The organism is Rubrivivax gelatinosus, assembly GCF_004340905.1.
GTDB lineage: Bacteria > Pseudomonadota > Gammaproteobacteria > Burkholderiales > Burkholderiaceae_C > Rubrivivax > Rubrivivax gelatinosus.
In genome coordinates, this window is record NZ_SLXD01000008.1 from 13,646 (window position 1) to 40,090 (window position 26,445).

Below are 26,445 nucleotides of genomic sequence, written 5' to 3' on the forward strand. Positions count from 1 at the left end.
GGGTCAGGGGGTGAGGAATCGTTCCTCGAACCAGTGTTCGAGCATGCGGCGCTCGTAGGCCAGTGGCTCGTCGGCACGGCTGCCGAGGATGCGGGTCTGCAGGTAGCTCATGTCGGACACGGTTTCCTCGCCGTGCTGCACGGTGCCGCCGACGTCCAGGTTGTAGCGCAGCTTGATGCGCGGCCAGTCGGCGCCGCCGGTCAGCACACGCGTGTCGTGCACGCTGCCGATCGGTACGCGTCCGGCGAGGTCGACGTCGAGCACCTCGATATCCAGCGTCTGGCCGTCGGGCAGGCGCCGGGCCAGGTCCTGGAAGATCGCGGCGAGGCGGTCGGTGTTGCGCTCGCGTTCGACCTGGCCGAAGCCGGCGTCGGTGTAGCGCTCGGGCTGAACGAAGCTCACCCGGACGATGCCGGCGGCCTGCGCCGGACCGGCCAGCGCCATCAGCGCCAGCGCGGCCGCCAGCGCCGCGCGACGCAACGGGAAGGACTGCGACATGGGGCCTCCACGGAAAGAGGGGAACGCACCCAATCTGGCACGGAACGCCGCCGGGCACCAGCACCGGCGACGAAACATTACCTGCCGCAACCTTACTTCGTGCGGCTGTCCCGCAGCGTGGTGATGCGGTTGAACACCGGCGCGTCGGCGCGGTGCAGCACGCGGTCGGCGACGAAGTAGCCGTGGCGCTCGAACTGCAGCCGCGTCTCGGCCGCAACCGACGCCAGCGAAGGCTCCAGCCAGGCCTGCACGACCCGCTTGCTGTCGGGGTTGAGCACCTCGCGGAAGTCGCGCCCGGCGGCGTCGGGCTGGGCTTCGGTGAACAGGCGGTCGTAGAGGTTCACCGTGGCGGCGACGGCATCCTGCCGGCCGACCCAGGTGATCGTGCCCTTGACCTTGATCGCGTCGGCGCCCGGCGTGCCGCTCTTGGTGTCGGGCACGACCTTGGCGAGCACCGCGGTGACCTGGCCGTCGGCGTCCTTCTCGCAGCCCGTGCACTCGACGACGACGCCGTACTTCAGCCGCACCTTGTTGCCCGGGAACAGGCGGAAGAAGCCCTTGGGCGGTGTCTCGGCGAAGTCCTCGCGCTCGATCCAGACCTCGGGGCCGAGGCCGAAGCGGCGTTCGCCGAGCTCGGGGTGGTGCGGGTGCGCCGGCGCGTGGCAGGGCTCGACGTGGCCGGCGCCGAAGACCTCGTCCCAGTTGACGAGCTTCAGCGGCAGCGGGTCGAGCACGACCATCGCACGCGCGGCCTTGCCTTCCAGGTCCTCGCGCAGGCAGCCTTCGAGCACCGAGTAGTCGAGCCAGATGTTGGTCTTGCTCGCGCCCGAGCCGTCGGCCATCGCGCGGATCGCCTCCGGCGTGTAGCCGCGGCGGCGCATGCCGAAGATCGTCGGCATGCGCGGGTCGTCCCAGCCTTCGACGATCTTCTCGTCGACCAGCGCCTTGAGCTTGCGCTTGCTGGTGATGACGTAGCTGAGGTTGAGCCGGCCGAACTCGTGCTGGCGCGGCGTCGGGCGTGCGAGCAGGCCGAGCGTGGCCAGCTGGTCCAGCAGCCAGTCGTAGAACGGGCGCTGGTCCTCGAACTCCAGCGTGCAGATGCTGTGGGTGATGTTCTCCAGCGCGTCCTCGATCGGGTGCGCGAAGGTGTACATCGGGTACAGGCACCACTTGTCGCCGGTGTTGTGGTGCGTGGCGTGCTTGATGCGGTAGAGCGTCGGGTCGCGCAGGTTGATGTTCGGCGACGCCATGTCGATCTTGGCGCGCAGCACCATCGCGCCGTCGGCGTGTTTCCCGTCGCGCATCTCGCGAAAACGCGTCAGGTTCTCGGCCGGCGTGCGGCTGCGGAAGGGGCTGGCCGTGCCCGGCGTCGTGAAGTCGCCGCGGTGGGCGCGCATCTGCTCGGCGCTCTGCTCGTCGACGTAGGCCAGGCCGGCTTCGATCAGCGCCTCGGCGGCGCGGTACATGAAGTCGAAGTAGTCGCTCGCCCAGTAGAGGTGGCGCGTGCCGTTGGCTTCCCAGTCGAAGCCCAGCCAGTGCACGGCTTCGATGATGGCGTCGACGTATTCCTGCTCTTCCTTCTCGGGGTTGGTGTCGTCGAAACGCAGGTGGCAGACGCCGCCGTAGTCGCGCGCCAGGCCGAAGTTCAGGCAGATGCTCTTGGCGTGGCCGACGTGCAGATAGCCGTTGGGCTCGGGCGGGAAGCGGGTGCGGATCTTCGCCGGGTCGGGCACGCCCGCGCCGTGGTGCGCGCCGTCGCCCGGGCCGCCGCCCCAGTGGCGCTGGCTCCAGGTGCCGGCCTCGAGGTCGCGCTCGATGATGCCGCGCAGGAAGTTGCTCGGCTTGGGGGCGTCGGGGGAAGTCGGTTCGTGGGCCATGCGGCGGTGTCGGGAGAGCTGCGGAGAAGAGGCCGCGGGCGCTGCCGCGGCCAACGGGCCATTCTATCGACGGCCTTTCGCCCGGGCCGGTGCCCGTCGGCGGCCCGCTTTGGAATAATCGGCCGGCCTTTCCCTCCTGCCGCGGCGTCCGCCGCCCGCGCCCCCGACCCGATGCCCGAGGCGACCCTGTCCGCCACCGCGACGCCGTCGCGCACCGCCACCCCGCTGCGCTTGCTGCGCCTGCCCGCCGCCGAGGCGGCGCTGCTGGACGCCGCCGCGCTCGGTGGCCTGGCCTGGGGGCCCGGCGCGACCGCCGCCGCGCCGGGGCTGGCCGCGCGCCTGGTGGCGCCCGGGGAGCCGGTCGTCGACCTGTTCGCCGCCGGCCCGGTGTCCAGTGGCGCCCACGGCCCGGTGCGCTGGCGTGACGACGGCCACTGGCTCTACGGCTGGCTGGACCTGCCCGACGCGGTGGCCGACCTGACCGACGCCGCCTGGCAGGCCTACCGCGACCTGTTCGAGGTGCTCGACGCGCGCGGCCGGCCGCCGCTGGTCAAGGTCTGGAACTTCCTGCCGCGCATCAACGCCGACGGCGGCGGGCTGGAGCGTTACCGCCAGTTCAACGTCGGCCGCTTCCGCGCCTTCTGCGAAGCCGGCTTCGACGCCTTCGAAGGGGCGCCGGCGGCCTGCGCGCTGGGGCCGCACGACGGCACGCTGGCGATCCGTTTCCTCGCCTCGCGCGGCGCCGTGCGGCCGCTGGACAACCCGCGCCAGGTCGCGCCGTACCGTTATTCGCAGCGTTTCGGCCCGCGCAGCCCGAACTTCTCGCGTGCCGCGCTGGCCGACGCGCTGGACGGCCGGCTGGCCTTCTTCGTCAGCGGCACGGCGAGCATCGTCGGCGAACGTTCGATGCACGAAGGCGACGTGCTGGCGCAGCTGGCCGAGACGCTGCGCAACCTGGAGGCGCTGTGCGAGCAGGCGCGGGCCCACGGCGCTGCGGCGGTGTCGCCGGGCGACCTGGAGAGCGTGGTCTATCTGCGCCAGCCCGGCGACTACGCCGCGGTGCGCGCGGCGTTCGAGGCTGCCGTCGGGGCGGACTCGGTGGCCGCGCGGCGCGCGGTCTACGTCGAGGCCGACGTCTGCCGGCGCGAGCTGCTGGTCGAGATCGAGGGCCACGCGCTGGTGGCCGGGGCGCTGGCGCGATGAAGCGGCTGGCGGCGCTGCTGGTCGCGGCCGCCGCCGTGCCCGCGGCAGCCGAGCCGCTGTGGGAGCTGGGCGCCGGTGCCACCGTGCTACGCCTGCCGCATTACCGCGGCGCGGCCGATTCCAGCACCTGGGTGCTGCCGCTGCCCTGGTTCGTCTACCGTGGTGAGGTGCTGCGTGCCGACCGTGACGGCGCGCGGGCCCGTCTGTTCGAGAGCGAGCGCGTCGATCTGGACCTGGGATTTGCCGCCGGCACGCCGACACGCAGCGACGACGACGAGGCGCGCCGCGGCATGGACGACCTGGAGACGACCGTCGAAGTCGGCCCGCGGCTGCGCATCGCGCTCGCGAGAGGCGCGAGCTGGAAGACCGAGCTGCGCCTGCCGCTGCGTGCGGTGATCGGCCTCGACGGATCGCCCAGCCTGCTGGGCTGGACCGCCGCACCGGCGCTGGCCGTCGACGGCGAGCACGCCGGTTTCGGCTGGGGCCTGCAGGCCGGGCCGATGTGGGGCGACCGGCGGCTGCACCGCCACGACTACGAGGTGAAGGCCGACGAGGCCGCGCCCGGCCGCCCGGCGTATGCGGCGAGCGGCGGCTACGCCGGCTGGCAGGCGACGGCGGCGCTGTCGCGCCGTGCCGGGCCGTGGTGGTTCGGTGCCTTCGTGCGTGCCGACAGCGTGGGCGGCGCGGTCTTCGCCGACAGCCCGCTGGTGCGGCGCGACACCCACGTCGGCGCCGGCATCGCGCTGGTGCGCGTGTTCGCGCGCTCCGAACGCGAGGCGGCGGGCGACTGATGCGCGACGGACTCAGCGCGGCTGCAGCTGCTCGCGTGCCGCGGCGAGCGCCGGGCGGATGAACTCGCGCAGCGCCGTCACCGCGGCCTCGTCGTCCTGGCCTTCGGCGGGCTCGTTGCCGCTGTCGGCCCGGTAGGCGCGCGCGCGCCACTCGATGCGGCTGCCGCTGCCGGCCGGCAGCACGCGCAGGCGCACCGAGTACGAGCCCACCGGAAGCACCGCCGGGTCGAGATCGCGCCCGGAGCGGTAGCTCATCGACATCTCGCCGTCCAGGCGCTCGTCGAGCTCCTCGGTCAGCGTGCCGCCGCGCGCCAGCGTCAGCGTGCGCCGCGAGCCGACGCTGTTGCCGCGGTCGGCCGTGCTCGCCGCCAGGCCCGGATGCCAGGTGGCGAAACGCGTGAAATCGCCGACCAGGGCCCAGGCCGCGGCCGGCGGCGCGGCGACTTCGACCTGCTCGTCGATCTTCTGCGGCGTGGGGCCGTGGGCCAGGGCGGCCTGCGCCAGGCAGCCGAGCAGGGTGCAGGCGGCGGCGCGCGAGGCGATGTGCAGTCTTGGGTTCATGGTGTCGTGCCTTTGGCAAGCGGGGAGGCCAGCCCGGCGGCGCGCGGCCGGCGGGCGGGAACGAGGCTGGCGAGCAGCGCCAGCGCGCCCAGCGCGACCAGCGCGCCGTGCAGTTCGAGGCGCTGCGTCGTGCGTTGCGTGCCGGGCAGGGCCAGCAACGCCTCCAGCACGCTGCCCGGGTCGCGGGCGGTGACGTGGCGCAGCCCGGCGGCACGCGCGACGGCGGCCAGCGCGGTGTCGTTGCGCGCCGACAGGTGGCCGGCGGGGGCGTCGGCCGGGCGCTGGGACTGGTTGCGCACGTCGGCGCCCTGCGCCATGCGCTCCATGTCGGCCACCGACAGCGTCGGCGCGCCGGCACTGGCGAAGCCCGCCGCCTCCTCCTCGGTCCAGTAGCCGGCGACGCGGCCGTCGGCGTCCAGCCGCGGCACCGGCTGCGGCGTGTCGCCGCCGACGCCGAACAGCACGCCGGCCGGGCTGCCGGCGTGGCGCTCGTAGCGCGGCTCGCGGCCCGGGAACAGCGCCGGCGCCTGGTCGCCGTCGGTGAAGAAGGCCAGCGTGCCGCCGGGCCAGCGGCGCTCGATCTCGGCCAGCGCCGAGTAGCTGCCGTAATAGAGGTGGCTGTCGGCGGCCCAGGCCATGCGCCAGTCGATGCCGCCGAGCGCGTCGTCGAGCACGGCGTAGTGCGCGCAGACCTCGACCGGCGCGAGCAGCATCAGCGCCTTGCGCTCGCTGAACACCGCCAGCCCGGCGCGGTGGCCGCAGGGCAGTTCGGCCAGCAGCTGGCGCAGCAGCGCGCGTGTGTAGTCCAGCCGGCTGGTCGGCCGGCCCTGCCAGCGCATGTCGACGACGTTCATGCTCTGCGTGATGTCGACCACCAGCAGCGTGCTGCCCAGCGTGCGCGGCCAGGGGATCGCCGGCCGCGCGATGGCCGCGGCGAAGGCCAGCGCCGACAGCGCCGCCAGCAGCAGTCGGGGCCGCCGGCGCAGCCACGCGCGCAGCGCCGTCGCCATCAGTGCATCCCGCGCGGCGGCGACACCATCTCGGTCCAGGCCGCCTTGTCGCGTTTCATCGCCTCGGGGATCTCGGGCTCGTCGCCCGAGCGGCGCCAGTCGCGCGGCACGACGTCGGGCAGCAGGCGCTGGGCGAGTTCGAGGTTGTAGCGCGCGTTCCAGTCCTCGGGCCGCTCGCGCAGCGCGCGGCGCAGGCCGCTCTTGGCCAGCTGCAGCAGGACCAGGGCCCGTTCGGCGTTGCCGTCCTCGCGTGCGACGGCGATGCCGCGGCGCAGGTAGAGGTTGGCGACGTTGACGCGCGCGGCATGGCGCAGCGCGGCGTCGCCCCGGGCCTCGACCTCGGCATAGTCGGCCAGGGCCTCGTCGGCGCGGCCCAGGCGTTCCAGCGCGACCGCGCGCGCCAGCAGCACGCGCGGTTCGGCGTCCTGCGGCGGCTCGGCCCAGGCCATGCGCTCGTTGGCGCGCGCCTGCTGCCAGCCGCTCCAGCCGCGTTCGGCCGCGGCCGCCAGCGCCAGGCCGGCCAGCGCCAGGCAGGCCGGTGCCAGCCACCGGCGCAGCGCCGCGGCGGGTTTCAGCGCCACCGCGAGCGCTCCATCGCGTGCGCCGCCAGCAGCCCCAGCACGCAGGCCAGCGCCAGCGTGTCCAGCCAGGGCGCCAGCTCGCGCCGCGGCTGCGCCTGCAGGTAACGCAGCGGCAGGTTCTGCAGCCGCGAGACGTCCTCGATCGCGCCGGCCAGCGCACGCGGGTTGTCGGCCTCGTAGAGCCGGTACGGGGCGCCCAGGTCGTTGAAGAAGCGGTCGAGGTAGTACTCGGGCGCGACGTCGGCGCCGGCGTCGGGGCTGGGCAATCGTGTCGGGCTGTTGCCGCTGGGCGAGCGCAGGTAGATCCAGTAGAGCTGGGCCTGGTGCTCCTCGAACAGACGGCGGATCGTGCGCTGCGCGCGCGCGTCGATGTTCGCGGCGCCGTCGGACACCAGCAGCAGCACGCGCGAGCCGCTGCGCGGCTGGTCGCGAAAGCTCTCCAGCGCCATCGTCAGCCCGGCGGAGATGTTGGTCAGGCCGACGCCGCGCGCGGCCGAGCTGGCGATGGCCGCACGCACGCCGACGTGGTCGCCGGTCAGGCCCAGCACGCGCATCGGCGCGGTGCTGAAGAACACCACCCCGAAGAGGTCGTGCGGGCGCTGCGCGACGAAGGCGTCGAGCAGCCGGGCGGCGGCCTCGCCCTTGGACTCCTCGCCGCTGCGCGACGCGGTGCCGGCGAAGCTGTCGGCCATGCTGGCGCTGCGGTCGAGCACGACGACGAGGTGCGCGCCGGTGCCGGTGCGCTCCACCGGCGCGCCCTGCAGGTGGGCGCCGGCCAGGCTCAGCGCCCCGGCCGCCAGCGCCAGGCTGGCCAGCGCACGCAGCACGAGGTCGAGCGCGGCCGACAGCCGGTCCGCCGGCAGCGCCTGCAGGCTGGCCCAGCCGATGCGGCGCTGGCCGTGCCAGAACCAGGGCAGCAGCGCCGCCGTCAGGCCGAGCAGCCAGGCGGGGTGGTCCAGCTCAGGCATGGGCAGCGGGCCGCGCGGCGGACTCGAACTCGGCGCGCGCCAGGCGCTGCAGCAGCTCGACGAGCTCGCCGCGTGTCGGCCCGGGGGCCTCGGGCTCGCCGAGGAAGAAACGCCGGCGCGAAGCCTCGAAGACGCGGCGCGAGGCCGTCGCCAGCGGCGCCAGCGCCGGGCGCGCGGCGAAGAAGGCGTCGAGGTCGTCGGCGAAGACCGTGGCGCCGGCCGTGGCGTCGAAGGCGCGGTGCCAGTGGCGCAGGTCCTCGGCGTCGGCGGGCTGCGCGGCGGGGCGGCGCCGGCGCAGCGCGCGCCAGGCGGTGGCGAAGGGGCGGGCCGGGCGGCCGACAGCCAGCCGCCCGGTGGCCCAGGCGCGCACGAGCAGCGCCGCGGCGGCCAGCGCCAGCGCCGCCCCCGCCTCGGCGGCGCGTGCGCCGGCGTCGAAAGGCCGTGCGACCCAGCCCGGGCGCACGCTGCCGAGCCAGTCGCGCCGCGAATCCCAGGGCACCAGCGGCGACACCGCGACCACCGCGGCCGGCAGCTCCAGCGAGACGAGCTCGTCGCCGCGGCGCAGGCGCAGCGGCGTCGCCGGCAGGCTCAGGTCCTCGGCGCTGCGCGGCCCCTTGAAGATCTGCCAGTGCAGCGTCAGCCAGCGGCACTCGCCGCAGCCGTGCGGCCCGGCGTCGACGCGGTGCTCGCGCAGCTCGATCGCACGCTCCGGGCCGGCCGGCGGCGTCAGGCCGTCGCGGTCGATCTCCCAGTCGCGCGGCCAGGCCAGCAGCACGCGGTACTCGAGCCGGTCGCCCAGATGGTGGCCGCTGTCGCGCGGCGGCTGCACCTGCAGCAGGCGCGGGCGGGCGTCGTCCTGGGCGACGGCGGCGCCGGGCAGGCCCAGCACCAGCAGGCCGGCGGCGGCGGTGGCGACGGCGGTGCGCCAGCTCATGGGGCACCCTTCGGCCTGGCGGCCGGTCCCGCCGAGCGGGATTGAGCCCCGGACAAGTCCTGAGGGCTCATGGGGCACCCTTCGGCCTGGCGGCCGGTCCCGCCGAGCGGGGATGAGCCCCGGACAAGTCCTGAGGGCTCACTGGGGCACCCTTCGGCCTGGCGGCCGGTCCCGCCAAGCGGGAATGAGCCCCGGACAAGTCCTGAGGGCTCATGCGCCGCCCCCGCGGCCGAGGAAGTGGCGTGCCACGGCCGCCGGGTCGAGCCCGTCCTCGGCGACCAGCAGCGATGCGCCGTGGCGACGCGCCAGCCGGGTGCAGCGCTCCACGCGCTCGGCCTGGCGGGCGGCCATGCGGCGTGCGAGCGCCGGGCGCAGCAGCAGCAGGCGGTCGCGGCCGGTCTCCAGGTCGGCCAGCCGGGCCAGGCCCCAGCGTGCCGGCGGCTGGCGCTCGGCGCTGTCGGCCAGCAGCAGCAGCACGCGCTCGTGCGCCGCCAGGCTGCGCAGCACGCGCTCGAGCAGATCCGCCTCCAGATACAGGTCCGACAGCACGAAAACCAGCGAGCGCTGCCGCGGCAGCCAGCGCACCGCCTGCTCCAGGCCCTGGGCGCCGGCGCCTTCGGGGCGCGGGGCCTCGGCGCGCAGCGCCTCCAGGCGGCGCGCCGCGGTCTCGCCGCCGTGGCGCGCCAGCGTCGCCGGCAGCAGCAGCTCGCGCCGCACGCCGCGGTCGCAGGCGACGAAGGCGAAGGGGTCGCCGTTGCGCGACGCCGCCCGTGCGAGCGCGCGGGCGAAGCGCGCGCAGGTCGCCAGCCGGTCGCCGTGGCCGGCGAAGCGCATCGAGTTCGAGACGTCGGCCAGCAGCGCGACTGGCACGCGCGAGCGCTGGCGGAACTCGCGCACCCAGGGCCGGCCCCAGGGGTCGGTGACGCTGGCACGAAGGTCGATGCGGCGGGCGTCGCGCCCCTCGGCCAGCGGCACGACGCCGCGGAACTCCTCGCCGCTGCCGGCGACGCGAGAGCGGTGGGCGCCCGGGTGCGCGTCGTGGCCGCGCCAGCGGATGCGGTAGTCGATCTCCTCGGTGCCGGCCATGCTGCGTGCGCCCGGCTTCACGGCGACGCCACGCGGCGCAGGATCTGCTGCGCCAGCGGCCGCGCGATCCGGTCACGCTGCGCCTCGTACACCGGCTGCAGCGCGATGCGGTGGGCGACGGTTTCGACGAAGACCGCGCGCAGGTCTTCCGGCACCACGGCGTCGCGGCCTTCGAGCCAGGCGTGCACGCGGGCGGCGCGCACCAGCATCGCCATGCCGCGCGGGCTGGCGCCGGCGTGCACCAGCTCGCCGACCTCGACCTCGGGCAGCGTGATGCCGAAGCGCGCCGGCTCGCGCGTGGCCTGCCAGAGCTCGACGCCGTAGCGGCGCAGCGCCGGGCTGGCCTGCACCTGCAGCTGGATGCGTGCGGCCAGTTCCTCCAGCCGCGTCGGGTCCAGCAGGCCGGCGGGCACCGGCTCGACGAGCCGCGCGGTGTCGTGGAAGCGCGGGTCGAACATCAGCGCCTCCAGCTGCGCGGGTTCGTCGGGCGCCTCGACCAGGATCTCCATCAGGAAGCGGTCGCGCGCGGCGGCGGGCAGCTCGAAGGTCTCCTCGCGTTCGACGCGGTTGCGGTCGGCGAAGACGCTCAGGTGCGGGAAGCGGTACTCGCGGTTGAAGGCGCTGATCGACTGCTCGGCCATCAGCCGCAGCAGCAGCGCATGCACCTGCGGGCGGGCGCGGTTGATCTCGTTGAAGAAGAAGACGCTCAAGTGCTCGCCGTGCGTGAGCAGCGGGCCGGGCAGCACACGCGGGCGGCCGTCGTCGCCGACCTGCGTGTAGTAGACGAGGTCGCTGGGCATCAGGTCGATCGTGCCCTCGATGCGCTGGTAGCCGCCGCCGACGGCGCGTGCCACGGCGCGCAGCAGCGTCGTCTTGCCGACGCCGACGTCGCCTTCGAGCAGCACGTGGCCGCGTGCGAACAGGGCCACCGTCGTCAGGCGCACGGCCTGCGACATCCCGAGCACGACCTCGCGGATCGCGCCTTCGAGCCTCAGCGCGCGGCGGCGCCAGTCTTCGAGATCGGACTCGTTCATCGGGCAGGGCGGCGGACGGCGGGCGGCCGCCGTTCAGGAGGTGGCGCCGGCTCGCGGCGGCGAGCCGGCGGGTGGCTGGCGCGCCGCGGCGCCGGCCGGCTCAGTCGGGCTTGAACTTGAAGACGCCGGTCTTCTGCGCCGCCTCGAGGCGCTTGGCGTTGCGCGCCTCCATCGCCTTGACGGCGTCCTCGTTCTTGCGCAGCTCCACCGGGTCGTGTTTGGGGTCGTACTTGCTGCCCGCGACCTTCTCGGGGTAGCCGGGCTTGGGCTCCCAGCAGTCTCCGGGGGCCTTGCAGTTGGTGCCGTCGTAGGCCTGGGCGGCGGCGGCCGTCAGCAGGCAGGCGGCGGCGACGGTCATTGCGCGGTGCGGCTTCATGCGGGGCTCCTCTTCGTGGGCGGGTGGGGTCGGGTGGTCAGGAACGAGGCGTTGCGCGAGGCCGACTGCCTCCAGCCGGCGCTGGCCGGGTCGCCGGTGTAGCGGCTGCGCACCCAGGCCATCACCTGCAGCATCTCGTCCTGCGTCAGGCGGTTCTTCTGCGGCCCCATCTGTCCGGTGAGGCCGTCGTAGATGCTGGAGAACAGGCCCGGGTCGGTGTTGTTCGCCGGGTAGGTCCAGTAGTCGTCGGTCAGCCCGGGGCCGAGCTTGCCTTCGGCGTGGTGGCCGTGGCAGCCCGAGCAGGCGGTGGCGAACAGCGACTCGCCGTTGCGGATCGCGCCGTGGTCGCCGTTGTACGGGTTGTCGCCGCTGCGCTTGAAGGTCTTGACCGCGGCGGTCTCCTCCTCGTACTCGAGGTCGCTGAAGTCCAGCGGCGTGCCTTCGACGAGGTTGTAGAAGACCGGCTGCGCGGCCGCGGGCAGCACCCAGGCCGCCGCGGCCAGGCCCAGGGCGCGCAGGGCGCGGCGCATGGCGTCGGCGCGGCGGCTCATTGCGTCGTGCTCCGTTCGGCCGCGGCGGCGGTGGTCTGCGCCGGGATCGCCGCCAGCCGGCCGCCGAGCGCGGGCAGGCCTTGTTCGGCGAGCACCTGGTCGAAGCGCGGGCGATAACGCGCCGCGGCGGCCTCGATGCGTTCGAGCAGCGCCTCGTTGCCCTTCTTCACACCGATCGCGGTCTCGTAGCGGAAGAGCACCGGCTCGCCGTTGGACTTGCGTGCGTCGGGCACCGGCACCGCCGCCAGCGGCACCGGGCTGTCGCGCACGTAGCGCGCCACCGCCGGCGCCCAGGCGACCGCGACGTCGATGCGCCCGGCGGCGAGATCGCGCACCAGCTTCTCGACGTCGTAGCGCACGAAGCGGTTGCGCATCGCCTTGTGGCCCCCCAGGCTCATCATGTAGTTGAAGCTGTCGGCGTGGCGGCCGATCTGGGTGAGCATGGTCTCCGCCGGCGTGCCGGGGATGACGCCCAGGCGGGCGCTCGCCAGCGCCGGGCTGTCCCAGTCCTGCAGCGCCAGGCGGTCCTGGGCGCGGCTCAGGAAGACGTAGTTGGCGGCGTAGTAGGGGCGGCCGGTGAGCAGGCGCGGGTCGCCGGCGTCGGCGCCGAGCATCACGTCGCAGCGCCCCTGGTCGATGCCGTCGCGCACCATGTAGCGCGGGTCGGCGAAACCCACGCGTTCGAGCTTCATGCCCAGCGCGGCGGCCAGTTCGGCGGCCAGGCGGTCCTCGAAGCCCTGGCTGGCGGCATTGGTGAAGGGCATGTCGTCGTCGGCGGCGCAGGCGCGCAGCGTCGGCACGGGCTCGTTCGTGTCCGCGGCCGCCGCCGTGCCCTGCGCGGCGAGCATCACGAGGGCCATGGCGACATGGCCGAGTGATCGTCCTTGCATCTCTTCTCCTCGTTCGCCTTGCGGCGCTGGAGGCCCCCGGCGGCGGGGTGCGGCGGCGTGCCGCCGCGGGGGCCGGAGCTTCGGGGCGTCAGAGCGAGAACACCATCAGGCCACCGCCCATCTTGGTGTACTGCTGCAGCTCCTTGAAGGCGCCGACCGCGCCCAGGCCGGCGGTCGGGTCGGTGAGGTCGAACACCAGGCCCACGCCGGGCCAGCCGCCGACGCCGTAGTAGATGGCGACGTACTGCTTGCCGCCGTGCTCGTAGGTCACCGGGTGGCCGATGACGCCCGAGGGCAGCTTGAACTGCCAGAGCACGTTGCCGGTGTCGGCGTCGCGGGCCTTGATGTAGCCGTCCAGCGTGCCGTGGAAGACCAGGTCGCCGGCGGTCGTCGTCGTGCCGCCCCAGACCGCGAACTTCTCGTCCTTGACCCACTTGAACTTGGAGGTCTTGACGTCGTAGGCCTTCACCTGGCCCATGTTGTTGTTGTTGCCCGGCGTGGGGTACATGTTCAGCGTCGCGCCGACGAAGAACTGGCCCGCCCGGTACGGCAGCATGAACGGCTCCCAGTCCATGCAGATCATGTTGGTGCCCAGCATGACCAGCTCGCGCTTCTTGTCGATCGAGTCGTGGCCCTGGTTGTGGTAGCCCATCGCCGACGGGCAGATGCCCTTGGCGACGTGGTCCATGCGGGTGCTGTACTCGGGGTCGCGGATCGGCACCCCCTTCTTCATGTCGTAGCCCTTGAAGACGTTGACCGTGGGGTCCATCTTGTCGGCGCGCACCAGGTTGCCGGTCTCGCGGTTGAGCGTGTAGATGATCCCGTTGCGGTCGGGGTGGGTCAGCAGCTTCTGCTTCCTGCCGTCGACCACCTGCTCGCTCAGGCCGATCCAGTTGACGCCGGCGTAGTCCCACTCGTCGTGCGGCGTCTTCTGGAACGCGAACTTGGCCTTGCCGGTCTTGATGTCGCGGCTCCAGATGGACATCGTCCACTTGTTGTCGCCGGGGCGCATGGTCTCGTTCCAGGGCGCCGGGTTGCCCGAGCCGTAGTACAGCTGCTTCAACTGGCTGTCGTAGGCGTACCAGCCCCAGTTGGTGCCGCCGCCGATCTTCCAGGCGTCGCCTTCCCAGGTGGCGGTGCCCAGGCCCTTCTGGCCGTAGTGCGGGTTGGGGGCGTTGAAGTCGTCGGCCAGCAGCAGGTCGCTGTCGGGGCCGGTGGCGTAGGCGCGCCAGACCTGGGCGCCGTCCTTCATGCGGTAGGCGGTGACGTAGCCGCGCACGCCGAGCTCGGCGCCCGAGGAGCCGACGATCACCAAGTCCTCGGCGACGATCGGCGCCTGCGTCAGCGTCGAGCCGACCTTGGGGTCGGAGTTCTCCATCTCCCAGACCACCTTGCCGGTCTTGGCGTCGAGCGCGACGACGTGGCCGTTGAGCTGGGTCTTGAAGATCTTGCCGTCGCCGTAGGCCAGGCCGCGGTTGACGACGTCGCAGCAGGCGACGGCGCGCACCGAGGCCTCCTGCTTGGGCTTGTGCTCCCAGAGGATCTTGTCCGGGTTGTTCAGGTCGAACGCGTAGGTGATGTTCGGGAACGGCGTGTGCACGTACATGATCCCGCCCACCACCAGCGGCCCGCCTTCGTGGCCGTGCAGCACGCCGGTCGAGAAGCTCCAGGCGACCTTGAGGTTCTTGACGTTGCTGCGGTTGATGCCCGACAGCCCGCTGTAGTGGCTGTGGTCGTAGTCCTTGCCCTGCATGACCCACTGCTTGTGGTCCTTGGACAGGCGCACCAGGTCCTCGTTGGCCTGCGCGTCGTGCAAGGCGCCGGCGGCCCCTGCGGCGAGCGCCAGGTGTGCCGCCCAGGCGAGGCGGCCCGGTCCGGCCGGACACCGCCGGTCGCCGCGTCGCGCTTCGGAATCGTTCATCGATGTCTCCTCTTGACGGTGGTTTTCGCGTGCCGATCCAGGGGCGCCGGCGGGTCCTGGCTATACCCGCCGGGAGGATTCCTGATATTCCCCGCAGGGAATTTCGAGGGGGCGCACGGCGGGTGGCGAATTGATTCTAGGAAGGGCGTCGCGGAGGAAGCTAGGGAGCGCATCCCGGGGCCGCAGGGAGGAAATCACAGGAAAGGCGGGCAAAAATCCCGGCGGCGGGGCGTGGATACCCCTAGCGAACGGCGCTCGAGGGCCGCTTCCGGGAATATTTCCGGGCGCCCTGTATCGATTTTCGAGCGCCTCGCTGCATGATTGGCACAGAGTGTTCGAAAGGCGAACAACAGGCCTCCCGCGATGCCCCTCCCGGCGACATGTCTTGCGCCGGGTGGCGCCGGCCCTGCAAGGTGCCGGCGGTGGCCGCGGCCTTGGCGGCTGCGGTCGCCGAGGGGCGCGGCGGGCGGCGCGCGTCAGTCGCCGGCCTGCCCCGGCGAGGCGATCCAGGGCACGATGCCGGCCGCCGCGGCCATTTTCACGAGCTGGATGTCGGAGCCCGCTTCGAGTTTCTGGCGGATTTGCGAGAGACGATTCGCGACGGTCTTCGCGCTCAGGCTCAAGGCCTCTGCAATATCTTCGATGCTGGCGCCGCTGACGAGCATCTGGAATATCTCGAACTCGCGTCCGGAGAGTTTTTCGACAATCGCCTCGCGGGGTGTGCGGGGCGTGAATGCGAGCGACATTGCGAGATCTCCGCCGAGATAACGCTGGCCGCGTGCGACGGCCATCGCCGCTTCGCACAGCTGTTCCGGCGCGCTGTCCTTGCTGAGCATGCCGCGCACGCCCAGGCTCAGCGCCTGGCGGATCACGATGGGCTCCGCGTACATCGAGAAGACGAGGATGCGCGCGTCGCGGTCGAAAGCGAGGATGCGCCGGCTCGCGTCGATGCCGCTGGCCCCCGGCATCATGATGTCCATGATCACGATGTCGGGCGACCAGCGCTTGTACTGCGCGTAGGCCTCGGCGGCGTTTTCGGCCTCGGCGACGACTTCGAAGCCGCCCATGCATTCGAGGAAGGTGCGGTAGCCGGAGCGCACCACCGCGTGGTCGTCGACGATCAGCACGCGGATCGAGCGTTCATTCATGCGATGGCTCCCTGGTGGTGCGGCGCGCCCGACGGCAGATGGATGCGCAGCTGCCAGCCGCCCTGGGCCGGCGCAGGCCCGTCGAAGCGTCCGCCGAGCGCCATGCAGCGCTCGTGCACGCCGATGCCCTCCGGGGCCTCGCGTCCCGCGTCCGGGGGCGCGCACTCGCCGTCACACTGCAGCAGGACCTCGATGGCCTCGTGCTCGTGTGCGACGTGCAGGCGTACCCGGCGCGTCGAGGGCTGCCGCAGCGCCTCGCTCAGGCAGGACTGGATCATCAGGTAGAGGTTGCAGTCGAGCACCGGGCCGAAGCTCTGCCAGTCACCCGCGATCGTCAGCTCGATGCGCGCCCGGCCGCCGGCCTCGCTGCCGCGCTGCGCGACGAGCTGCTCGATGGCTCCGCGCAGGCCCATGGTCTCCAGTTCCGGCGGGCGCAGGCCGACCAGGATGCCGCGCAGTTTCGAGAGCATCGTCGACTGGTGCGACACCAGCGTGCGGGCGATCTCGGCGACATCCTGGAGCTCCGTGCCGCGTGCGCAACGTTCCCGCAGCAGGTGGCCCAGCGGCTGCAGCGCCACGAGATAGGGGCTCAGGTCGTCGTGCAGTTCCTGCGCCACCGAACGCCGGGTGCGTTCCTCGTGGTCGAGCAGCTTGCGCAGCAGCGCCTGGCGCTGCGCCTGAGCGCTCTCGATCTCGCCGGCCATGCGGTTGAAGGCCGTCGCGATCTCCTCCATCTCCGCGCTGCCGAAGCGCTCCAGGCGCGTGCCCTGCTCGCCGCGGCCGAAGCGGCGCAGCGCGCCGCGGATGCGCTCGACCGGCGCAAAGGCCCGCAGCGTCAAGTCCACGATGGCCAGTCCGGCCAGCGCGGACAGCACGACGACGATCAGCGAGCTGCGCAGGAAGTCGGCCCACATCTCGCTGAACTCGTCGGCGCCGTCGGGTGCGACGTCGAAGAATGCGATGGGCCGCCCGTCCAGGGTCACCGGCTTGCGCATCGGCTCGCCGGCCAGCCCGTCGCCGCGCAGCCATGCCGCGAGCGTGCCTTGGTGCCCCGGGGTGCGCGCGAGCAGGCGGCCGTCGGCCGCGTGCAGTTCGATGCGGACGTGCCGGATGCCCGACATGCCGTCGACCAGTGCCACCAGCTCGCGCAGCGCGTCCGCTTCGTCGCGAGCCCCGTCCATCCGTGCGGGCAGCAGTGCCAGGAGCCAGGGACGGGCGCTTTCGGTCTCGGCGCCGGCCCGCGCGCCCATCGTCGTGTACAGCGCCAGGCTGTAGGACAGCACCAGCGCCGACATCAGCAGGACGACGATCCACGCCAGCCGCGCCTTCAGCGTCATCGTGGCCTGCCTGCCCTGGCCTTGGCGCTCACCGCCGGTGCCGGCGCCTGCAAACCCCGAGTCGATGCGCTGCATGGCCCGAGTGTGGGCCCGCCTCCGGGGCCACAGGGGCGGGGCTTCCCCCCAGGCGGTGCCGGGCTCGATCAGCCCGAGCCAGCCTCAGCGCCGCCGGCTGCCGCCGATCAGCGAGCCCAGCACGCCGCGGATCAGCTCGCGGCCGACGGCCGAGCCGATGCTGCGCATCGCCGAACGCGCCGCGGCTTCGGCCAGGCCTTCGCGCCTGCCGCCGCGCGGGCCGGTGCTGCCGAACAGCGTGTCCTTGAGCCCGTCCAGCAGGCCGCCGCCTTCTCCCGCCGGGGCCTGCGCGCCCGGCGGCAGCCCGGCGGTGGCGGCCGGGGCCGTCGTGGCGCGGCCCTTCAGCCGTTCGTAGGCCGACTCGCGGTCGACGGTCTTCTCGTAGACGCCGGCCACCAGCGAGCCGGCGATCAGCGCCTGGCGCTCGGCCGGCGTCACCGGGCCGATGCGGCTGCCCGGCGGCAGCACGAAGACGCGCTCGGTGACGCAGGGCCGGCCCTTGGCGTCGAGGAAGCTGACCAGCGCCTCGCCGACGCCGAGTTCGGTGATCGCCGTCGTCAGGTCGCCGAGCTTGGGGTTGGCGCGCATCGTCTCGGCTGCCGCCTTCACCGCCTTCAGGTCGCGCGGGGAGAACGCACGCAGCGCGTGCTGCACGCGGTTGCCCAGCTGCGCGAGCACGGTGTCGGGCACGTCCAGCGGGTTCTGGGTGACGAAATAGACGCCGACGCCCTTGCTGCGCACCAGGCGCACGACGAGCTCGATGCGCTCGACCAGCACCGCCGGTGCGTCCTTGAACAGCAGGTGCGCCTCGTCGAAGAAGAAGACGAGCTTGGGCTTGTCCAGGTCGCCGACCTCGGGCAGGGCCTCGAACAGCTCCGACAGCATCCACAGCAGGAAGGTGGCGTACAGGCGCGGTGCGTTCAGCAGCTTGTCGGCGGCGAGGATGTTCACCACCCCATGGCCATCGACGGTCTGCATGAAGTCGTCGATGGCCAGCATCGGCTCGCCGAAGAAGCGGTCGCCGCCCTGTTCCTCGATCTGCAGCAGGCCGCGCTGGATGGCGCCGATGCTGGCGCTGCTGACGTTGCCGTATTCGGTGGTGAAGTCGCGTGCGTTCTCGCCGACGTGCTGCAGCATCGCGCGCAGGTCCTTCATGTCCAGCAGCGCCAGGCCCTGGTCGTCGGCGATCTTGAACACCAGGTTCAGCACGCCCTGCTGGGTCTCGTTGAGCGCCAGCATGCGCGACAGCAGCAGCGGCCCCATGTCGGAGACGGTGGCGCGCACCGGGTGGCCCTGCTCGCCGAAGACGTCCCACAGCGTCGTCGGGCAGGCGTGGGGCTCGGGCGTGTCCAGGCCGCGTTCGGCCAGCACCGCGGCGAGTTTGGGCGAGACGCTGCCGCGCTGCGTGATGCCGGTCAGGTCGCCCTTCACGTCGGCCATGAAGACCGGCACGCCCAGGCGGCTGAAGCTCTCGGCGAGCGTCTGCAGCGTGATCGTCTTGCCGGTGCCGGTGGCGCCGGTGATCAGGCCGTGGCGGTTGGCGAGCGCGGGCAGCAGCTCGCAGACGACGTCGCCGTGGCGGGCGACGAGGATCGGTTCGGACATCGTGGATCCCCCGGTTCTTGGTCTCGTGTCGAGGCGGCCGGCGAGGCGCCGCCGCGGGTCGCGCGAGTCTAGCGCCGGCCCCGGCGCCCACCGTTGCGTCCGGGCGCCGGGCGTACCCAGGCCCCACCGCTAAAATCGCGCCCTTCGCTGAGGAAGCGCGCCGACTTTCCGTCACCCCGACCCCGAACGGCGCTACAGGAGATTCCCCCCATGGCCGGACATTCCAAATGGGCCAACATCCAGCACCGCAAAGGCCGCCAGGACGAAAAGCGCGGCAAGGTCTGGACCCGTGTGATCCGCGAGATCATCGTCGCCGCCCGCCAAGGCGGCGGTGACCCGAACGCCAACCCGCGCCTGCGGCTGGCGGTCGACAAGGCCAAGGCGGCCAACATGCCTGCCGACACCGTCAAGCGCAACATCGACAAGGCGACCGGCAACCTCGAAGGTGTCAACTACGAGGAGATCCGCTACGAGGGCTACGGCATCGGCGGCGCGGCGATCATCGTCGACTGCATGACCGACAACCGCGTGCGCACCGTCGCCGAGGTCCGCCACGCCTTCAGCAAGTACGGTGGCAACCTGGGCACCGAAGGCTCGGTGGCCTTCCAGTTCAAGCACTGCGGCCAGCTGATCTTCGCGCCCGGCACCAACGAGGACGCGGTGATGGAAGCCGCTCTCGAAGCCGGCGCCGAGGACGTGGTCACCGGCGAGGACGGCTCGATCGAGGTGCTGACCTCGCCGGCCGACTTCCAGGCCGTGAAGGCCGCCCTCGAAGCCAAGGGGCTGACGGCGGAGATCGCCGAAGTCACGATGCGCGCCGAGAACACCATCGCGCTGGCCGGCGAAGACGCGGCGCGCATGCAGAAGCTGCTGGACGTCATCGAGGACCTCGACGACGTGCAGGACGTCTTCCACAACGCGGAAATCGAAGCATGAAGGTTCTCGTGATCGGCGGCGGCGGCCGCGAGCACGCCCTGGCGTGGAAGCTCGCGCAGTCCCCGCGCGTGCAGCACGTCTACGTGGCGCCGGGCAACGGCGGCACGGCGGCGGACGCCCGGCTGCGCAACGTCGCGATCACGGACCCGGCGGCGCTGGCCGACTTCGTCGTCGCCGAGAAGGTGGCGCTGACGGTCGTCGGCCCCGAGGCGCCGCTGGCCGCCGGCGTCGTCGACGTCTTCCGCGCGCGCGGGCTGCGCATCTTCGGCCCGACGCGTGCGGCGGCGCAGCTCGAAAGCTCCAAGGCCTTCGCCAAGGACTTCATGAAGCGCCACGCGATCCCGACGGCGCGCTACGAGAGCTTCACCGAAGCCGCCGCGGCGCATGCCTACGTCGATGCGCAGGGCGCGCCGATCGTCGTCAAGGCCGACGGCCTGGCGGCGGGCAAGGGCGTCGTCGTCGCCACGACGCTGGACGAGGCGCATGCCGCGATCGACACCATGCTGGGCGTGCCCGGCGGCCGTGTCGTCATCGAGGAGTTCATGGAAGGCGAGGAGGCCAGCTTCATCGTCGTCGCCGACGGCACGACGGTGCTGCCGCTGGCCACCAGCCAGGACCACAAGCGCATCTTCGACGGCGACCGCGGCCCCAACACCGGCGGAATGGGCGCCTATTCGCCGGCCCCGGTGGTCACGCCCAACGTGCACGCCAAGGTGATGCAGGAGATCATCCAGCCGACGCTGGCGGGCATGGCCAAGGACGGGCATCCGTTCACCGGCTTCCTCTACGCCGGGCTGATGATCGACGCCCAGGGCCAGCCGCGCACGGTGGAGTTCAACTGCCGTCTCGGCGACCCCGAGGCCGAGGTCATCCTGATGCGCCTGAAGACCGACCTGGTCGAACTGCTGCTCGCGGCCACCGAAGGCAAGCTCGCCGACGTCGCGCTGCAGTGGGACCGCCGCGTCGCGCTCGGCGTCGTGATGGCCGCCGCCGGCTACCCGGCCGAACCGCGTGCCGGCGACGTCATCAGCGGGCTGCCGGCCGAACGCGAGGACCTCGTCGTCTTCCACGCCGGCACCAAGGCCGTCGACGGCCGCACCGTCACCAGCGGCGGACGCGTGCTCTGCGTCACCGCGCTGGGCGACTCGGTGCGGCTGGCGCAGCAGCGGGCGCTGGAAGGCGTGCGTGCGATCGCCTTCGACGGCGCGCAGTGGCGCAACGACATCGGCCACCGGGCCATCCGCCATTGAGCGCCGCCGTCGACACGGCGGCGATGCGCCGCTGGCTGCTGGCGCTGCAATCGCGCATCGTCGCCGCGGTCGAGGCCGAGGACGGCACGCCGTTCCTGCGTGACGCCTGGCAGCGCCCGGCCGGCGGCCGGCTCGAAGGCGACGGGCTGACCCAGCTCGTCGAAGGCGGGCCGCTGATCGAACGCGGCGGCTGCAACTTCAGCCACGTCAAGGGCGCGGCGCTGCCGCCGACGGCCACCCAGCACCGGCCCGAGCTCGCCGGTTCGCCGTTCGAGGCGTTGGGCGTGTCGCTGGTCATGCACCCGCGCAACCCGCACGTGCCGACGACGCACATGAACGTGCGCCTGTTCGCCGCCTTCCCCGCCGGCCGCGCGCCGGTCAGCTGGTTCGGCGGCGGCATGGACCTGACGCCGTACTACGGCGTCGAGGACGACGCGCGCCACTTCCACCGCGTCTGCCGCGACGCGCTGGCACCCTTCGGCGAGGACAAGTACCCGCGCTTCAAGCGCTGGTGCGACGAGTACTTCTTCCTCAAGCACCGCGACGAGCCGCGCGGCATCGGCGGCGTCTTCTTCGACGACTTCGCCGAGGGCGGCTTCGACGCCGACTTCGCGATGGTGCGTTCGGTCGGCGAGGCCTTCCTCGACGCCTGGCTGCCCATCGTGCGACTGCGCCGCGACACGCCTTACGGCGAGCGCGAACGCGACTTCCAGTGTCTGCGCCGCGGGCGCTACGTCGAGTTCAACCTCGTCTGGGACCGCGGCACGCTGTTCGGGCTGCAGAGCGGCGGGCGCACCGAGAGCATCCTGATGTCGATGCCGCCGGTCGTGCACTGGGGCTACGACGCGAAGCCCGAGCCCGGCACGCCCGAGGCGCGGCTGTACACCGACTTCCTGCGTCCGCGCGACTGGCTCGCCGAGTGAACAACGCGCCCGCGGCCGTCGGCCGCCGCATCGGCCTGTTCGGCGGCAGCTTCGACCCAGTGCACCGCGGCCACGTCGCGCTCGCGCACGAGGCGATGAAACAGCTGGCGCTGGACGGCGTGCTGTGGGTGCCGGTCGGCCAGCCGTGGCAGAAGGCGAGGGCGCTGTCGGCGCCCGAGCACCGCGTCGCGATGCTGGAGGCGGCGATCGCGGGCGAACCGCGTTTTGCCGTCGACCGCCTCGAGATCGAGCGCCCGGGGCCCAGCTACACGCTGGACACCGTGCGCGAGCTGCAGCGGCGCGAGCCCGACGTGCGCTGGGTGCTGCTGATCGGCGCCGACCAGTACGCCGGGCTGCACACCTGGAACGGCTGGCGCGAGCTGCTGGCCCGTGTCGAACTCGCCGTCGCCGCGCGGCCGGGTGTCGCGCCGGTGGCCGACGCCGAGGTGGCGCGCCACCCGCACGCGCTGGCGCTGCTGCCGCTGGCGGTCGACGTGTCGGCCACCGAAATCCGCCGCCGGGCCGCCAGCGGCCTGGACATCACCGAATTGGTGCCGCCGCAGGTGGCACGCTATATTGACCAGCACGCCCTGTACGGGGCCGCATCCGGGAGCTGAATGGACATTCGCAAGCTGCAACGGGCCATCGTCGATGGCCTGGAAGACGTCAAGGCGCAGAACATCGCCGTCTTCAACACCGAGGCGCTGTCGCCGCTGTTCGAGCGCGTGATCATCGCCACGGCCACCAGCAACCGCCAGACCAAGGCGCTGGCCTCCAGCGTGCGCGAGACCGTCAAGGCCCGCGGCATGGAAGTCCTGTCCACCGAGGGCGAAGACAACGGCGAGTGGATCATCGTCGACTGCGGCCAGGCGGTCGCGCACATCATGCAGCCCGCCATCCGCGAGTACTACCACCTCGAGGAGATCTGGGGCGGCAAGGCGGTGCGCGTGAAGCTGGGGGCCACTGGCGGCGGCCTCGTCAAGGCGTCCGAGCCGATGGACGAGGAGCCGAGGAAGCCCGCCGCCAAGAAGCCGGCGAAGAAGAAGGCCGCCGACAAGGCGGCGGCGCGCCAGGCCGCGCGCCCGGCGGCCAGGAAGACCGCGGCCAAGACGCCGGCGCGCAAGACCACGCGCCGCGACGCCGACGCCGGCCTGCCGGTGTCGACCGTGAAGGTCGGGACGCCGAAGAAGCCGGCGGCGAAGAAGGCTGCGGCGCCGCGCAAGCCGGCGGCCAAGGCTCCGGCGCGCAAGACCGCCGCCCGCAAGACCGCACGCTGAGGTGAAGCTGCTGGTCGTGGCCGTGGGCCAGCGCCAGCCGGCCTGGGCCGACGAGGCCTGGGCCGATTTCGCCAAGCGCTTCCCGCCCGAGATGCGGCTGGAGCTGAAGGCGCTGAAAGCCGAGCCGCGGGCCGGTGGCAAGACCGCCGCGCAGTGCATGGCCGCCGAGGCCGCGCGCTTCGAGGCCGCGCTGCCGCGTGGCGTGCGCCGCGTGATCCTCGACGAACGCGGCACGCGGCTGGACACCGCCAAGCTCGCCGAGCGCGTGCAGGCCTGGCGCGGCGAAGGCCGCGACGTGGCCTTGCTGATCGGCGGCCCCGACGGCCTGGACCCGGCGCTGAAAGCCAGCGCCGACGAGACGCTGCGGCTGTCGGACCTGACGCTGCCGCACGCCTTCGCGCGTGTGCTGCTCGCCGAGGCGCTGTACCGCGCCTGGACGCTGGCCACCGGCCACCCCTATCACCGCGAATGACCGGCTCCCTCTCCCGCAAGGCGGGAGAGGGCAGGGGTGAGGGGGCCCGCGCGCCACGAGCCCTCACCCCAACCCTCTCCCGCGAGCGGGAGAGGGGGCAAGATGGCGGCGCACGACAGCTTTCCCCGATGAACACCACCTTCGTCTACCTCGCCTCGCAAAGCCCGCGCCGCGCGCAGCTGCTGGATCAGCTCGGTGTCGCCCACCGCCCGCTGCTGCCGGCGCCCGACGAGGACGCCGAGGCGCTGGAAGCCGAACGCGACGGCGAAGCGCCGGCCGACTACGTGCAGCGCGTGACGCTGGCCAAGCTCGACGCCGCCGTCGCGCGGCTGCACGCGCGTGCGCTGCCGCCGGCGCCCATCCTCTGCGCCGACACGACGGTGGCGCTGGCCTCCCGCATCCTCGGCAAGCCGCGCGACGCCGACGACGCCGCGGCGACGCTGCGTGCGCTGTCGGGCGGCGAGCACCACGTCTACACCGCCGTCGCGGTGGCGCACGGCGCGCACCGCCGGCTGGCGCTGTCGGATTCGGTGGTGCGTTTCGCCGCGCTGGCCGAAGCGACGATCGCGCGCTACGTCGCCAGCGGCGAGCCGTTCGGCAAGGCCGGCTCGTACGCGATCCAGGGGCCGATCTCGGCCTGGATCGAACGCGTGGAAGGCAGCTACTCGGGGATCATGGGGCTGCCGTTGTTCGAGACACGCGCGCTGCTGGCGGCAGCCGGTGTCGCCACCGCGCCCTGAGCGTGAAGGCCACCGCGCGCTACGCGTAGCCCCATCCACGCGGCGCCCCCGGCGCCTCGTTAGACTGCGCCCCATGGCGACGCAGGACATCCTCATCAACTGGGCACCGCAGGAAACGCGCGTGGCCATCGTCGAGAACGGCGCGGTGCAGGAGCTGCACGTCGAACGCACGCTCGAGCGGGGGCTGGTCGGCAACGTCTACCTCGGCAAGGTCGCACGCGTGCTGCCGGGCATGCAGAGCGCTTTCGTCGACATCGGCCTGGATCGCGCCGCCTTCCTGCACGTCGCCGACCTGTTCGGCCACCCGACGACACGCGGCGACGCGCCGCTGCCGCCGATCGAGCGCCAGGTCTTCGAAGGCCAGACGCTGACCGTGCAGGTCATCAAGGACGCCATCGGCACCAAGGGTGCGCGGCTGTCGACGCAGATCTCGATCGCCGGGCGCATGCTGGTCTTCCTGCCGCACGACGACCACATCGGCATCTCGCAGAAGATCGGCGGCCCGGAGCTGCGTGAACAGCTGCGCTCGCGCATGCAGGCGCTGGCCGGCAGCGACGGCGGCGGCTTCATCCTGCGCACCAACGGCGAGGAAGCGAGCGATGCCGAGCTCGCCGACGACATCGCCTACCTGCGCAAGACCTGGGCGGCGATCCGCCAGCGTGCGCACAGCAAGCCGCCCGGCACGCTGCTGCACCAGGACCTGAGCCTGGCCGAACGTGTGCTGCGCGACCTGACGAGCGAGGCCACGCAGACCATCCGCATCGACTCGCGGCTGCAGTACGAGGCGCTGCGCGCCTTCGGCGACAGCTACACGCCGGGTGCGGTGCGCAAGCTGGACCTGTACCGCGGCGAACGGCCGATCTTCGACCTCTTCAACATCGAGGAGGAGATCGCCAAGGCGCTGGCGCGGCGCGTGGACCTGAAGAGCGGCGGCTACCTGATCGTCGACCAGACCGAGGCGCTGACGACGGTCGACGTCAACACCGGCGGCTTCGTCGGCGCGCGCAACTTCGAGGACACGATCTTCAAGACCAACCTCGAGGCCGCCGGCGCGATCGCGCGCCAGCTCAGGCTGCGCAACCTGGGCGGCATCATCATCGCCGACTTCATCGACATGGTGCGCGAGGACCACCAGCAGGCGGTGCTGGCCGAGCTGCGCAAGCAGCTGTCTCGCGACCGCACGCGCACCACGGTCAGCGGCTTCACGCAGCTCGGCCTGGTCGAGATGACGCGAAAGCGCACGCGCGAGAGCCTGGCGCACATGCTCTGCGAACCCTGCCCGACCTGCCAGGGGCGCGGCCAGGTGAAGACCGCGCGCAGCGTCTGCTACGACATCCTGCGCGAGATCCTGCGCGAGGCGCGGCAGTTCAATCCGAAGGAGTTCCGCGTCATCGCCAGCGCGGCCGTCGTCGAGATGCTGCTCGACGAGGAGAGCGGCCACATCGCCGGGCTGTCGGAGTTCATCGGCAAGCCGATCTCGCTCGCGGCCGAGGCGACGATGAATCCGGAGCAGTACGACATCGTGCTGATGTAGCCCACGGGGCCGGCGCCGACGGTGCGCCCGATCGTCGTGCTGTTCGACGCGACGGTCGTGCGTGCGCGCACGCCCAGCGGCGCGTCGTCGATCCAGGTCGGGGTCGTCGACACCGGCGTCGACCGAAGCCATCCCGACCTTGCCGCGGCGATCGACGACTATGTCAACTGCTGCAACGGCGAGTCCGACGAGGACTTCCAGCAGCACGGAACGCACGTCTGCGGCATCCTCGCCGGCGCGGGGCAGCCTCCGGCGGGCATGCGCGGTGCCAGCAACGCGCGCCTGCTGGTCTTCAAGGGCCTGGGACGCCAGTACGATGCCACGGCCTACTACCGCGCCCTGGGCAGCGCGTTCGCCCGTGCACCGATCGTCAACCTGAGCCTGGGCGGCTCCGATTTCGATCCTGCGGAGGAACTGCTGATCCGCCAGGCACTGGCCGCGCGCGTGCTCGTCGTCGCGGCGTCGGGCAACGACGGCGACGACGGAAGCCGGCCGAACTACCCGGCGCATCTCGATGGCGTGATCGCGGTGGGCGCCATCGACTCCGGCGGCCGCAAGGCTGGCTTCAGCAATGCCGGGCCGCATCTGGCGCTCGTCGCGCCGGGCGTGGAGGTCTGGTCCACGGTGCCGACAGGGCCATCCCCCGCCGTCGGGGCCGCGCCCTATGCTCCGCTGTCGGGCACGTCGATGGCCGCTCCGTTCGTCTCGGCCGTGGCGGCGCGTGTCGCGGCGACGGAGGCGGTGCGAGGGCCGGCGCTTCGTGACAGGCTACCGTTGCGCCGCTGCCCCGGGCAGACGCAGAGAAACGATGATCTCGGGGCCGGTTGCGTGCGCTGGGGCGGCCCGCTGACGCTCGGCCGTGCTTGA

27 protein-coding genes are annotated in these 26,445 nt (G+C 72.7%); 11 read left to right on the forward strand and 16 right to left on the reverse strand.

Annotated features, from left to right (window positions below; translation table 11 throughout):
* Positions 1–3: 3 nt before the first annotated feature.
* Positions 4–498 carry a DUF3016 domain-containing protein gene (locus EV684_RS13170; RefSeq protein WP_132647751.1) on the reverse strand — a complete coding sequence of 165 codons (495 nt, stop codon included), beginning with the start codon at positions 496–498 and terminating at the stop codon, positions 4–6.
* 92 nt (positions 499–590) lie between these two features.
* The gene (locus EV684_RS13175; RefSeq protein WP_132647752.1) at positions 591–2,375 is read right to left on the reverse strand and encodes a glutamine--tRNA ligase/YqeY domain fusion protein; all 1,785 of its coding nucleotides are present in this window, start codon (positions 2,373–2,375) and stop codon (positions 591–593) included.
* Between the two features lie 171 nt (positions 2,376–2,546).
* On the opposite strand from EV684_RS13175, the gene EV684_RS13180 reads away from it, so the two are divergent.
* A complete protein-coding gene (locus EV684_RS13180; protein WP_132647753.1) occupies positions 2,547–3,578 on the forward strand; it encodes a chorismate transformation enzyme, FkbO/Hyg5 family in 1,032 nt (343 codons plus the stop codon).
* Positions 3,575–4,369 (forward strand): MipA/OmpV family protein, encoded by a 795-nt coding sequence (locus EV684_RS13185; protein ID WP_132647754.1) that lies wholly within the window; start codon positions 3,575–3,577, stop codon positions 4,367–4,369. The genes EV684_RS13180 and EV684_RS13185 overlap by 4 nt, the downstream gene beginning before the upstream one ends.
* A 12-nt stretch (positions 4,370–4,381) precedes the next feature.
* Here EV684_RS13185 and EV684_RS13190 read toward each other — a convergent pair whose 3' ends face one another.
* The 14 genes from EV684_RS13190 to EV684_RS13255 form a co-directional block, all read right to left on the reverse strand.
* Positions 4,382–4,930 (reverse strand): SRPBCC family protein, encoded by a 549-nt coding sequence (locus tag EV684_RS13190; protein ID WP_132647755.1) that lies wholly within the window; start codon positions 4,928–4,930, stop codon positions 4,382–4,384.
* A complete protein-coding gene (locus tag EV684_RS13195; protein ID WP_132647756.1) occupies positions 4,927–5,940 on the reverse strand; it encodes a vWA domain-containing protein in 1,014 nt (337 codons plus the stop codon). Before EV684_RS13195 ends, EV684_RS13190 begins: the two co-directional genes overlap by 4 nt.
* Entirely contained in the window at positions 5,940–6,521 is a 582-nt protein-coding gene (locus EV684_RS13200; RefSeq protein ID WP_132647757.1) for a hypothetical protein, read from the reverse strand. The genes EV684_RS13195 and EV684_RS13200 overlap by 1 nt, the downstream gene beginning before the upstream one ends.
* On the reverse strand, positions 6,512–7,489 hold the full coding sequence (locus EV684_RS13205; protein ID WP_132647758.1) for a vWA domain-containing protein: 978 nt from the start codon (positions 7,487–7,489) through the stop codon (positions 6,512–6,514). Before EV684_RS13205 ends, EV684_RS13200 begins: the two co-directional genes overlap by 10 nt.
* On the reverse strand, positions 7,482–8,423 hold the full coding sequence (locus tag EV684_RS13210) for a hypothetical protein (protein ID WP_132647759.1): 942 nt from the start codon (positions 8,421–8,423) through the stop codon (positions 7,482–7,484). Before EV684_RS13210 ends, EV684_RS13205 begins: the two co-directional genes overlap by 8 nt.
* Positions 8,424–8,633: 210 nt before the next feature.
* Positions 8,634–9,530 carry a DUF58 domain-containing protein gene (locus EV684_RS13215; protein ID WP_200222341.1) on the reverse strand — a complete coding sequence of 299 codons (897 nt, stop codon included), beginning with the start codon at positions 9,528–9,530 and terminating at the stop codon, positions 8,634–8,636.
* Complete coding sequence (locus EV684_RS13220; RefSeq protein ID WP_132647761.1) at positions 9,527–10,543, reverse strand: AAA family ATPase; 1,017 nt, start codon at positions 10,541–10,543, stop codon at positions 9,527–9,529. Before EV684_RS13220 ends, EV684_RS13215 begins: the two co-directional genes overlap by 4 nt.
* Positions 10,544–10,643: 100 nt before the next feature.
* Positions 10,644–10,919 (reverse strand): methanol dehydrogenase, encoded by a 276-nt coding sequence (locus EV684_RS13225; RefSeq protein ID WP_132647762.1) that lies wholly within the window; start codon positions 10,917–10,919, stop codon positions 10,644–10,646.
* Positions 10,916–11,470, reverse strand: coding sequence for a cytochrome c(L), periplasmic (gene moxG, locus EV684_RS13230; protein ID WP_242478524.1), 555 nt, complete (start codon positions 11,468–11,470; stop codon positions 10,916–10,918). Before moxG ends, EV684_RS13225 begins: the two co-directional genes overlap by 4 nt.
* Complete coding sequence (gene moxJ / locus EV684_RS13235) at positions 11,467–12,360, reverse strand: methanol oxidation system protein MoxJ (RefSeq protein WP_200222342.1); 894 nt, start codon at positions 12,358–12,360, stop codon at positions 11,467–11,469. The genes moxG and moxJ overlap by 4 nt, the downstream gene beginning before the upstream one ends.
* An 88-nt stretch (positions 12,361–12,448) precedes the next feature.
* Positions 12,449–14,281 (reverse strand): methanol/ethanol family PQQ-dependent dehydrogenase, encoded by a 1,833-nt coding sequence (locus tag EV684_RS13240; protein ID WP_132647763.1) that lies wholly within the window; start codon positions 14,279–14,281, stop codon positions 12,449–12,451.
* A gap of 476 nt (positions 14,282–14,757) precedes the next feature.
* Positions 14,758–15,429 (reverse strand): response regulator, encoded by a 672-nt coding sequence (locus EV684_RS13245; RefSeq protein WP_132647764.1) that lies wholly within the window; start codon positions 15,427–15,429, stop codon positions 14,758–14,760.
* Complete coding sequence (locus tag EV684_RS13250) at positions 15,426–16,841, reverse strand: sensor histidine kinase (protein ID WP_132647765.1); 1,416 nt, start codon at positions 16,839–16,841, stop codon at positions 15,426–15,428. Before EV684_RS13250 ends, EV684_RS13245 begins: the two co-directional genes overlap by 4 nt.
* A gap of 84 nt (positions 16,842–16,925) precedes the next feature.
* Positions 16,926–18,446: a helicase HerA-like domain-containing protein gene (locus tag EV684_RS13255; protein WP_132647766.1), complete on the reverse strand. Its 1,521-nt coding sequence runs from the start codon at positions 18,444–18,446 to the stop codon at positions 16,926–16,928.
* Positions 18,447–18,656: 210 nt separating this feature from the next.
* On the opposite strand from EV684_RS13255, the gene EV684_RS13260 reads away from it, so the two are divergent.
* From EV684_RS13260 to EV684_RS13300, 9 genes are all read left to right on the forward strand, one after another.
* Positions 18,657–19,382 (forward strand): YebC/PmpR family DNA-binding transcriptional regulator, encoded by a 726-nt coding sequence (locus tag EV684_RS13260; protein WP_132647767.1) that lies wholly within the window; start codon positions 18,657–18,659, stop codon positions 19,380–19,382.
* On the forward strand, positions 19,379–20,632 hold the full coding sequence (gene purD / locus EV684_RS13265; protein ID WP_132647768.1) for a phosphoribosylamine--glycine ligase: 1,254 nt from the start codon (positions 19,379–19,381) through the stop codon (positions 20,630–20,632). The genes EV684_RS13260 and purD overlap by 4 nt, the downstream gene beginning before the upstream one ends.
* Positions 20,629–21,555: an oxygen-dependent coproporphyrinogen oxidase gene (hemF, locus tag EV684_RS13270; RefSeq protein WP_132647769.1), complete on the forward strand. Its 927-nt coding sequence runs from the start codon at positions 20,629–20,631 to the stop codon at positions 21,553–21,555. Before purD ends, hemF begins: the two co-directional genes overlap by 4 nt.
* A complete protein-coding gene (gene nadD, locus EV684_RS13275) occupies positions 21,552–22,172 on the forward strand; it encodes a nicotinate-nucleotide adenylyltransferase (RefSeq protein WP_132647770.1) in 621 nt (206 codons plus the stop codon). Before hemF ends, nadD begins: the two co-directional genes overlap by 4 nt.
* On the forward strand, positions 22,173–22,832 hold the full coding sequence (rsfS, locus tag EV684_RS13280; protein WP_132647771.1) for a ribosome silencing factor: 660 nt from the start codon (positions 22,173–22,175) through the stop codon (positions 22,830–22,832).
* A 1-nt stretch (position 22,833) separates the two neighbouring features.
* Entirely contained in the window at positions 22,834–23,304 is a 471-nt protein-coding gene (gene rlmH, locus EV684_RS13285; protein WP_132647772.1) for a 23S rRNA (pseudouridine(1915)-N(3))-methyltransferase RlmH, read from the forward strand.
* Positions 23,305–23,432: 128 nt separating this feature from the next.
* On the forward strand, positions 23,433–24,044 hold the full coding sequence (locus EV684_RS13290; RefSeq protein ID WP_132647773.1) for a Maf family protein: 612 nt from the start codon (positions 23,433–23,435) through the stop codon (positions 24,042–24,044).
* Between the two features lie 73 nt (positions 24,045–24,117).
* Positions 24,118–25,578, forward strand: a complete 1,461-nt coding sequence (rng, locus tag EV684_RS13295) for a ribonuclease G (protein ID WP_132647774.1) — start codon at positions 24,118–24,120, stop codon at positions 25,576–25,578.
* A 21-nt stretch (positions 25,579–25,599) separates the two neighbouring features.
* Complete coding sequence (locus EV684_RS13300; RefSeq protein WP_132647775.1) at positions 25,600–26,445, forward strand: S8 family serine peptidase; 846 nt, start codon at positions 25,600–25,602, stop codon at positions 26,443–26,445.

Coding starts and splice junctions, on each gene's coding strand:
- EV684_RS13170 (WP_132647751.1), bottom strand. CDS start 498: ATGTCGCAGTCCTTCCCGTTGCGTCGCGCGGCGCTGGCGGCCGCGCTG.
- EV684_RS13175 (WP_132647752.1), bottom strand. CDS start 2,375: ATGGCCCACGAACCGACTTCCCCCGACGCCCCCAAGCCGAGCAACTTC.
- EV684_RS13180 (WP_132647753.1), top strand. CDS start 2,547: ATGCCCGAGGCGACCCTGTCCGCCACCGCGACGCCGTCGCGCACCGCC.
- EV684_RS13185 (WP_132647754.1), top strand. CDS start 3,575: ATGAAGCGGCTGGCGGCGCTGCTGGTCGCGGCCGCCGCCGTGCCCGCG.
- EV684_RS13190 (WP_132647755.1), bottom strand. CDS start 4,930: ATGAACCCAAGACTGCACATCGCCTCGCGCGCCGCCGCCTGCACCCTG.
- EV684_RS13195 (WP_132647756.1), bottom strand. CDS start 5,940: ATGGCGACGGCGCTGCGCGCGTGGCTGCGCCGGCGGCCCCGACTGCTG.
- EV684_RS13205 (WP_132647758.1), bottom strand. CDS start 7,489: ATGCCTGAGCTGGACCACCCCGCCTGGCTGCTCGGCCTGACGGCGGCG.
- EV684_RS13210 (WP_132647759.1), bottom strand. CDS start 8,423: ATGAGCTGGCGCACCGCCGTCGCCACCGCCGCCGCCGGCCTGCTGGTG.
- EV684_RS13220 (WP_132647761.1), bottom strand. CDS start 10,543: ATGAACGAGTCCGATCTCGAAGACTGGCGCCGCCGCGCGCTGAGGCTC.
- EV684_RS13225 (WP_132647762.1), bottom strand. CDS start 10,919: ATGAAGCCGCACCGCGCAATGACCGTCGCCGCCGCCTGCCTGCTGACG.
- moxG (WP_242478524.1), bottom strand. CDS start 11,470: ATGAGCCGCCGCGCCGACGCCATGCGCCGCGCCCTGCGCGCCCTGGGC.
- moxJ (WP_200222342.1), bottom strand. CDS start 12,360: ATGCAAGGACGATCACTCGGCCATGTCGCCATGGCCCTCGTGATGCTC.
- EV684_RS13240 (WP_132647763.1), bottom strand. CDS start 14,281: ATGAACGATTCCGAAGCGCGACGCGGCGACCGGCGGTGTCCGGCCGGA.
- EV684_RS13245 (WP_132647764.1), bottom strand. CDS start 15,429: ATGAATGAACGCTCGATCCGCGTGCTGATCGTCGACGACCACGCGGTG.
- EV684_RS13250 (WP_132647765.1), bottom strand. CDS start 16,841: ATGCAGCGCATCGACTCGGGGTTTGCAGGCGCCGGCACCGGCGGTGAG.
- EV684_RS13255 (WP_132647766.1), bottom strand. CDS start 18,446: ATGTCCGAACCGATCCTCGTCGCCCGCCACGGCGACGTCGTCTGCGAG.
- EV684_RS13260 (WP_132647767.1), top strand. CDS start 18,657: ATGGCCGGACATTCCAAATGGGCCAACATCCAGCACCGCAAAGGCCGC.
- purD (WP_132647768.1), top strand. CDS start 19,379: ATGAAGGTTCTCGTGATCGGCGGCGGCGGCCGCGAGCACGCCCTGGCG.
- rsfS (WP_132647771.1), top strand. CDS start 22,173: ATGGACATTCGCAAGCTGCAACGGGCCATCGTCGATGGCCTGGAAGAC.
- EV684_RS13290 (WP_132647773.1), top strand. CDS start 23,433: ATGAACACCACCTTCGTCTACCTCGCCTCGCAAAGCCCGCGCCGCGCG.
- rng (WP_132647774.1), top strand. CDS start 24,118: ATGGCGACGCAGGACATCCTCATCAACTGGGCACCGCAGGAAACGCGC.